Annotated in this window: 9 protein-coding genes; all 9 read right to left on the reverse strand. The window is 57.9% G+C overall.

From position 1 onward, the window contains the following. Positions 1 to 545, reverse strand: a 545-nt coding sequence (locus tag WCA53_RS28170; RefSeq protein WP_423918682.1) for an SDR family NAD(P)-dependent oxidoreductase, incomplete at its 3' end; no start/stop codon positions are given. 261 nt (positions 546 to 806) lie between these two features. Further along, positions 807 to 1,457, reverse strand: coding sequence for an ANTAR domain-containing response regulator (locus WCA53_RS28175; RefSeq protein WP_423918685.1), 651 nt, complete (start codon positions 1,455 to 1,457; stop codon positions 807 to 809). 1 nt (position 1,458) lies between these two features. Further along, complete coding sequence (locus tag WCA53_RS28180; RefSeq protein WP_423918688.1) at positions 1,459 to 2,613, reverse strand: transporter substrate-binding domain-containing protein; 1,155 nt, start codon at positions 2,611 to 2,613, stop codon at positions 1,459 to 1,461. A gap of 157 nt (positions 2,614 to 2,770) precedes the next feature. Beyond that, the gene (locus WCA53_RS28185; protein WP_423918691.1) at positions 2,771 to 3,757 is read right to left on the reverse strand and encodes an acetamidase/formamidase family protein; all 987 of its coding nucleotides are present in this window, start codon (positions 3,755 to 3,757) and stop codon (positions 2,771 to 2,773) included. A gap of 12 nt (positions 3,758 to 3,769) precedes the next feature. Beyond that, on the reverse strand, positions 3,770 to 4,477 hold the full coding sequence (locus WCA53_RS28190) for an ABC transporter ATP-binding protein (protein WP_423918696.1): 708 nt from the start codon (positions 4,475 to 4,477) through the stop codon (positions 3,770 to 3,772). Further along, complete coding sequence (locus tag WCA53_RS28195; RefSeq protein ID WP_423918701.1) at positions 4,474 to 5,184, reverse strand: ATP-binding cassette domain-containing protein; 711 nt, start codon at positions 5,182 to 5,184, stop codon at positions 4,474 to 4,476. Before WCA53_RS28195 ends, WCA53_RS28190 begins: the two co-directional genes overlap by 4 nt. Next, complete coding sequence (locus tag WCA53_RS28200; protein ID WP_423918710.1) at positions 5,181 to 6,260, reverse strand: branched-chain amino acid ABC transporter permease; 1,080 nt, start codon at positions 6,258 to 6,260, stop codon at positions 5,181 to 5,183. The genes WCA53_RS28195 and WCA53_RS28200 overlap by 4 nt, the downstream gene beginning before the upstream one ends. A 21-nt stretch (positions 6,261 to 6,281) precedes the next feature. Beyond that, entirely contained in the window at positions 6,282 to 7,151 is an 870-nt protein-coding gene (locus tag WCA53_RS28205) for an ABC transporter permease subunit (RefSeq protein WP_423918704.1), read from the reverse strand. 96 nt (positions 7,152 to 7,247) lie between these two features. Beyond that, the coding region (locus WCA53_RS28210; RefSeq protein ID WP_423918707.1) for an ABC transporter substrate-binding protein at positions 7,248 to 7,947 on the reverse strand (700 nt) is incomplete at its 5' end.

Below are 7,947 nucleotides of genomic sequence, written 5' to 3' on the forward strand. Positions count from 1 at the left end.
GGCGAGACACTCGTTACCTTGATATTAAAACCGCGCAGTTCTTTCTCCAGTGATTCCGAGATCCCCTCGAGCGCGAACTTGCTGCCGCAGTAGTACGAGATACCGGGGAGCGCTACGAGGCCGGCCATCGACGTGATGTTGATGATGTGGCCGGTGCGTCGCACACGCATTGACGCAAGCACAGCCTTGATCATTGCGACGGCGCCGAACACGTTGACGTTGAACTGGCGCAGCAGTTCGTCGAGCGGCGACTCCTCAAGGGTTCCCTCGTGACCGTATCCGGCATTGTTCACGAGAACGTCGATCGGCCCCACGCGCTCGGCGATGTCCTTGATGGTCGGCTCGATCGCGGCGAAATCAGTCACATCGAGGACCACGCCGTGAGCACGGTCCGCGTGCAACATCTCGAACTCGGCGATTGCCGCCTCGCTCCTCACTGTACCGATGACCGTGTGTCCCGCCGTCAATGCCGCTTCAGACAACGCCCGGCCAAAGCCAGAACTGACGCCGGTAATCAAGAATACCCGCTGGGCAGCTTGGCTCATGGTGTTGACTCTCTGAGGTTCTCAAACTGCCGCATAGGGCGGCAGACGCCTTTGTACCAATGCTTTTGTCAGATCCAATGCGCCGCAAGAGACGCTCGCTCACGCATTGCATGTCTCTGGAGGGGTTACTTTACTAGCGCCGAGTGGGGAATTGGAACTGGCCATCGGTCAAAGGTCCTTTTCGTACGCGGAAAGAGTTCCGTCTCTGACGCATTGGCCGCCTGTAAGCGCCTGTGTGCGCCTCTACGGCGGCGCTGCCGATCAGTCGCCTTCCTTGCCGTCGATTGATTTTGCACTTCGCTTTAGCTGGAGAATCTCGCCCGCCTGGATGACCGAGTGGCACATGTCGTCGATTGAGACGCGTTTTGCCATGGCCTGGGCACGCAGCATGTCGTAGGCCTCGTATTCGCTCAGTTGATGCATGAGCATCAGAATGCCTTTCGCCTCGGTCAGAGCGCGGTTATCCAAAAGCTTTTGCTCCAGCTTCGCGATGCGTTGCGTGTATTGCCGGGCTTGTTTTGCGTGCTGCAATGCCATTACAACCGCCGACAACAAGCCAGATGCCCGGATCGGAGTAGTAATGATCGCATCGGCGCCCATCTTGATTGCCTGGTCGATAAACGTAGGGTTCTCAAACGCCACGACCGAAATTAAAGGCGGTGCATCAGGACCGAGCCACGCGTCTTTCGGCGCCCGCTCTTCCGGCAGGAGCGCGCGGAACACAAGGTCTACTTTGTCAGGCAAGACATCAGACGGTGGCCAAATTGTTTCGACCACTAAGCCAATTCGCCTGAGGTGGCTAGTCAGAGTCAAGCCGTCGTCATCGTCAGGATGAAAAACGACCACACGCAGACCGCGGTTCAGGATTGAACCGGTCAAGCTCCGTTGTCCACTATCGCTGCGCGCGCTCACGTCAGTTGCCTCGCGTGCTGAGGTTCGTGACCCAGTTCCCGAGCGTTTGCCCGGTCATGTACGGATCGGGGGGAACCGCGAGCTTCGACTCCCGAAGGATGCTGAATTGCCCATCGGCATTCGCGCGTCCGACACGCGGGTAAAGCGCCATATGATGGTTCACCGGGTCGATTCGCACACGCCCCTGAGGCGCCGCGAATTCCGCCCCTAGCAGGTGCGGCATGATCTTGCCGATCTCGTCGGAACCCGCAAGCTCAAACGCGCGGGCATACATGTGCATCTGGTAGTAAGCCGATTCCCAGTTCATGTCCACCGGCTGCTGCTCCCCAAAGCGTGCTTGATGCCGGTGCAAGGCTGCACGATTCTCGGGGGTGTCGACGCTCTGGAAATAAGGTGCGGCCGTGAAATGACCTGCAGCGACACCGATCTTCATGGCAGAGATTTCGGTCTCGGAGGTATTGAGGCTCGCGATTGGCATCGTGGCCGGATCGAAGCCGGCTTCCCTGTACGCCTCGTACAGGTACGGCACGGTTTCTCCAATCACCGTACTGAAGATCCAGTCGGGTGCTTCCCTCCTGATGTCCTCAACGACAGCAGCGAATTGGTCGCGGCTAGCCTCCAGATCGAGATAGCGCTCTCCCAAGATCGCGCCTTCGGGATGCTGCGACAACAGTTCCCGCATGGTCCGGTTGCATTCGTACGGATACACATAACTCGACCCGACCATGTAGACCCGTGCGCCAAAAGCTTCCGTCATGAAGTCCGCTAGCGGAACGCCGTTTTGATTGGGCGACGCACCGCTATAGATGATGTTGTCGGAATACTCGAACCCCTCATATTGCTGCGAGTAAATCAGCAGCCGGTTGTGTTTTTCCACCACCGGCAACATCGCTTTGCGGCTGGAAGACGTATATCCACCGAAAATCACGTTGACGTTGTCCTTGATAATCAGCCGCTCCGCAAGCTCGCGAAAGGTAGCGGGATCAGAACACGCGTCGTAGTGGACCGCGACCAGTTCCCGGCCCGCTACACCGCCGCGTTCGTTGATTTCCTCCATGGCCAGGACTGAACCGCGCCACTGGGACATTTCCAGCAGCGCGGTCGAACAACTTTGGGAACAGAGAAGACCAACTTTGATGGGATCGGACAAAGCCATTGCGATACATGCTCAACGTGAGTAATCGATTGCAGGACAAATCGATTGCAGGACAAAACGATCGCAGGACAAGGCGATTGCGGACCGGGCGCATGGCGAACCACGCGAACCCGGAACCGGGCGAATGTGCAGGATACTCCGCTCATCTGTGATGCGCTTATTTCAGGTAACTCTTGGCGATCATCGCACCCACGGTGTACTTGGGATCCACGAAATTGCCCAAGCGGACCTTGCCTACCTGACTCAACATCATATATGCATCCCACTTATCAAAACCGTACTCAGCGGCCATCCAGAGCACCAGTTCGCGGTACGCAATACGCGTCGCATCCTCCAGTGGCCGCGCGCTACCAATGCTCATTAGCGCATCCTCGTTCTCCAGCCTCGGCCACTTGATTTGCCAATTCTTGATGAGATCGACCCGAACGGTCGTCGTGCTCGCGTATTCGACTGCAGTGCCGCAAACTTCGCCATCGCCCTGACAAGCATGTGCGTCTCCGATGAACAGCCGCCCTCCTGGCGAGCGCACCGGAAGGTAGGTGATACTGCCTGGACCCATATCGGGTACGTCCATGTTGCCGCCGTGCGAATCCGGCGTAAGCGAGTTGATCGAATCGATCTCCGGCGACAAGCTCAAGGTGCCAATGTGAGGCCGATACGGCAGCGTGTTGCGCCGGCTCCAGTACACATTCTCTTCATCGATCTTGATCTTGCGGACCACCTCAGGCAGCGGCTCGTTCAGTAGCGCTGTGTAGTCCGTACCAGTCAGTCCGCCGAAGTTTGCAATCATGCAGCAGAATCCATGCGGATCGTCCCCACGAGGACTCATCTTTTCGATGTGCACTGCAACAACATCGCCCTTCTCCGCGCCCTCGATCATGATCGGACCATTCTGCGGGTTCAGGAATGGCACATTGAGCAACTCGGAAGGCTTGTCGGTTTCCTTCGTGATCTTGCCGTCAAACGCGTCTCGCGTTTCCACCACCACGCGGTCGCCCGGTTTGACGTGCAGCACCGGCTGCGAGTACGGCCCGATGGTGTAGTGATAGGTCTGTTGCAACTCTTCCGTGAGGTGATGCACGACAGGCTCACGGCTCGCTCCAACGCCACGCTTCATCATGATTGAATCTTCAAGCCATTTCATCTTTCGTCTCCGTTAGAGTGCCAGGTGCTGCCGAATCAATTCTTCATCCGCGAGCTGCTCGCGGGTCAACGTGTCTACTATGCGCCCCTTGTCCATTACGCAGCAGCGCGTCGCTATGCTCTCGACCATACCCATATCCTGCTCAACCAGCAGAACCCCGATCCCGGTCTCCCGCGCAATCAACAAGAGGGTCTCTCCAATCAGGTCGACAATAGACGGCTGGATGCCCTCGGATGGCTCGTCGAGCAACAGGATTTTTGGGGCGCTTATCAAGGCCCGCGCAATCGCCAGTTGCTGCTGCTCGCCTCCACTCATCGTGCCAGCCTTCTGCTGGAATTTCGCCTTCAGCACGGGGAAATAGCTGATCACTTTGTCCCGCATCTCGGCCGCGCGACTGCGATTTGCTTGTTCGCCGACCTGAAGGTTCTCCGCCACGGTCAGCGCGCCGAATACCTCGCGCCCTTGCGGGACGTATCCGATTCCCTTCTGTGCACGTGCATAAGGCTTGTCGTGTCCCACTTCGCCGTTGTCCAGCTCAATGCTGCCGGCGCTCAAAGGCACGAGTCCGATCAGCGTGCGCATCAGCGTCGTCTTTCCGACTCCGTTGCGCCCGATCAACGCGAGGATCTCGCCCTTGTTTATCTGTAGCGAAACACCGTTAAGAACCCGTCCGCCGCCATACCCGCTCTGAACTTCAGACACCTCCAGCAGCGCCGTCATTTCTTTCTCCCAAGATAGATTTCGGCCACGTCGTCCCTAGCGAGGATTTCATCCAGCGGGCCATCCGCGAAGAGGCGTCCGCCATGCAGTACGGTTACCCGCGATGCAATCTGCTTGACGAACGTCATGTCGTGCTCCACGACCATGATCGTGAGCCCCGCTTCTCGAAGCCGCTTGATCAATTCCCCCGTTGCGTGCGTCTCCTCAACGGACATTCCTGCCACCGGCTCGTCCAGGAAAAGCAGCTTTGGCCCGAGCGACACCGCCATCGCTATCTCTAGCCATTGCTTCTTGCCATGAGAGAGGTTGCTCGCCAACACGGACTCCTCTCTTTCCAGCATGAATCGTTGAAGCAGGCTGTCCAGACTCTCCGGACGATCATCCTTGGCTCGGTGCAAGCCAAGCTGCAGGTGTTGGCGAACCGTCAGGTCCGCGAACACGCCTGGAATCTGGAATTTGATGCTCATGCCCATTCGAATGCGCTCATGGGGCAATACATGGCTCATGTCGCGCCCAAGAAAATGGACGCTGCCGTCCGACGGCCGATGCTCGCCGGTAATGAGTTTGAAGAAGGTACTCTTTCCAGCGCCGTTGGGACCGATGACGCATCGAATCTCTCCGGCGTTCACCTGGAAGTCGATGCCGTTGATCACATGTGCGCCACCGAAGCGCTTCGTGAGCGAGCGCGTCTCAAGTAGTACGGTCACGATTTGCTCCCCTTTTGGGCCTTGAAAGCATCATTCGGTTCGCGCAGCACAGGCGCCTGCGGGCGGATAAAAAGCCGCTGAAGATGATTCGTCACGTACGGAAGCAGCCCCTCAGGCGCCAGCAGCACGACGACCAGAAGAATGGCTCCCATGAGGATGAGCGCGTACTGACTGCCGTAGACCGCCAGATACTGCGAGAGCCAGACAAGCCCGGCTGTGCCGATGATCGCGCCGCCAATACTCTTTCGACCTGCGGTTGCAACCCAGATGACGGGCAATGCGGCCGACGTCAGTCCCATCGTGGAAGGCGTGATGTACGAGCCCCAAATCGTGTACAGCGCGCCGGACACACCACCGAGCGTACAGCCAAACACGAAGATGAGAAGTTGATGCCGACGAATGTCGACGCCGAGCATCTCGGCCCGTTGTGGATTTTCCCGGATGGCAACCAGCGTCAGGCCAAAGTTGCCATCAAGCAGCCTTCGCGTGATCCAGTAGACAAGCGCAAGCAGCACCAGCACGAAGTAATAGAAGCTTGTGTTCTCAAGCGTCAACGGACCGCCAGGCCAGGGAATTGTCAGCGGTGGCATTCCCCCCATGCCGTTGTAGCCATTCAGTCTCGCCGCGCCGATAGTCCATTGCGGGCCCGCTGTCTGCGACATGAACGTCTCGAGCACGAGCGTGATGGACAACGTCACGATGCCGATGAAAATGCCTTTGATCCGGCCGTAGAAAATCATGTAGCCGATAAGGGCTGCGACGACAACGCTTGTCAGGAGGGCAGCGGCCAAGCCGCTCCACGATCTGATCCAACTCTCGCCGAGGTTCAGCGTAACAATCCCGTATGTATAGCCTGATAGTCCAAAGAACGCAGTTTGACCGAAGGAAAGAATACCGCCGTGGCCCCACATTGCCGCAAGTCCAACCGCGCAAAAAGCCCATACCAGGCAGTAGGCGAGGTTGCCGCTCGTGTTGGCGTCCACGATCAACGGCAAACAGAACGCCAGTAGCCATGGCAAAAGCCTGATGGCCCGCGAAGTCGCTCGCGCGCGTGGCGTACCGTTCGAGGCAGAGATTAATTTGTTCACAGCAGCCTCCTAGCGCGAACGCGAAAACAAATTGCCCAGCCCTTGCGGCATCAGGCGAATCACGACGATCACCGTCAGCAGCAGGCCAATCTGGCCAAACAACTGGCCATATGAGGCTGTGAGTCCGGTCTGTATGACTGCCAGAATTCCTGCTGCCGGCGTAGTACCCGCAATGACGTTGGCGCCACCGACCACGACCGCAACGAACGCCTGCACGATGAAATTGCTGCCCATAGTAGGCACTGCGGTCATCGTCGGGGCGTACAAGGCGCCGGTGAGGCCAGCGAGGCCCGCGCCAAGCGCAAAGGTCAGCGTATAGAGGCGGTCAGTGCGCAATCCGAGGCACTGCGCCATCTTGGCGTTCTGGATCGTCGCTCGCGCACTCACTCCATAACGCGTCTTGAAGAACAACCAGTACAGCGCGAACAGGATGCCAAGTGCGATAGCTGGCAATACAGCACGATAGGTTGAGAACGAATAGTCGCCCAACGTGAACGAGCCAAACGGCGTGCTGATTCCCTCAAGCGACGGACCCGCAAGCAGCAGCATCGTCTGCTGGACGATAAGGCTAATCGCCCATGTCGCCACCACCGAGTCGAATAGCCGGTCGTAGAGGTGACGTATGACAAGGCGCTCGATAAGCACCCCGGCAATAGCGGCGGCAATCGCACCAAGCAGCATCGCAATCGGCAGCGGTACGCCGTGCTTGGCCGTGATGATGGTCACGTACGCGCCGCACATGATGAATTCGCCGTGCGCGAGATTGATGACCCCCATCATTCCAAAGATCACCGCAAGCCCGAGCGCGGCAAGAACGAGGTAGGCGAAGTTGTCGCCGAACTGATATATCAGCGAATAAAGCAAAGACAGCAAACTCATAGGAACCTCACCCAAATTGCCAGCAGGGCCGCCCTGGTCGGTTGGGCTGGCCGTGCTGGAATCAACAAATCACAAAACGGGAGATCTATCGGCCGCTTACGACTTCGGCAAATCGGTCGGCGTGTACTGGTGATGATCGGGCTTGGCCGGCAGATCGCAGCCAACCTTCCCGAGCCAGTACGGCTGGACATCGTTCCATACCTTGGGGATCTCCACCGAGTGATCGGCTTTCACATGGACCAGGTATATGGTGTGACTCACATGATGACTTTTCGGGTCCATGCAAACTTTGCCCGACGGGCCGTCGGTGCAGACTCCGCCGCTTTCGAGCGCCTTGCGTACCGCGTCCTGATTGGTCGACTTCGCCTTTTCGACAGCGGCTTTATAGAGGTAGACCGCGTCGTATGCGTTTGCCGCTTCTTGAGTGATGTAGGGCTCGTTTGGAAACTTCGCGTGGAAGCGCTTCTTGAAGTCGTTGCTCGCCGGCGTATCGACTTCTTCCACGTAATTCGTCGTCACGTACATGTCCTTGAGTGCAGGCGGTTTGAAACGCTTGTGCTCGTAAGCCTGACCGACGCTGACTGAACTAGCCATCGGCAGGTTCAGATGCGTCGATGCCTGTTGCTCGTAGTAGGACGCCTGGTTCGCTCCAATCAGAAGCGTCACCACGAAGTCCGGCTTCGCCTTCTGGATGTTCTGGATCGTCTGACCGAACTGCGAGACGCTGAGCGGGACAAACTCCTCGCCGACCATTGTGCCGCCATTTTCCTTGACAATATTGCGCACCCATTCCGCC

Source organism: Caballeronia sp. (assembly GCF_049581465.1).
Classification (GTDB): Bacteria; Pseudomonadota; Gammaproteobacteria; order Burkholderiales; family Burkholderiaceae; genus Caballeronia.

Bases quoted from the DNA above. Each gene is read 5' to 3' on its own strand.
- WCA53_RS28180 (WP_423918688.1), bottom strand. From the start codon at position 2,613: ATGGCTTTGTCCGATCCCATCAAAGTTGGTCTTCTCTGTTCCCAAAGT.
- WCA53_RS28185 (WP_423918691.1), bottom strand. From the start codon at position 3,757: ATGAAATGGCTTGAAGATTCAATCATGATGAAGCGTGGCGTTGGAGCG.
- WCA53_RS28190 (WP_423918696.1), bottom strand. From the start codon at position 4,477: ATGACGGCGCTGCTGGAGGTGTCTGAAGTTCAGAGCGGGTATGGCGGC.
- WCA53_RS28205 (WP_423918704.1), bottom strand. From the start codon at position 7,151: ATGAGTTTGCTGTCTTTGCTTTATTCGCTGATATATCAGTTCGGCGAC.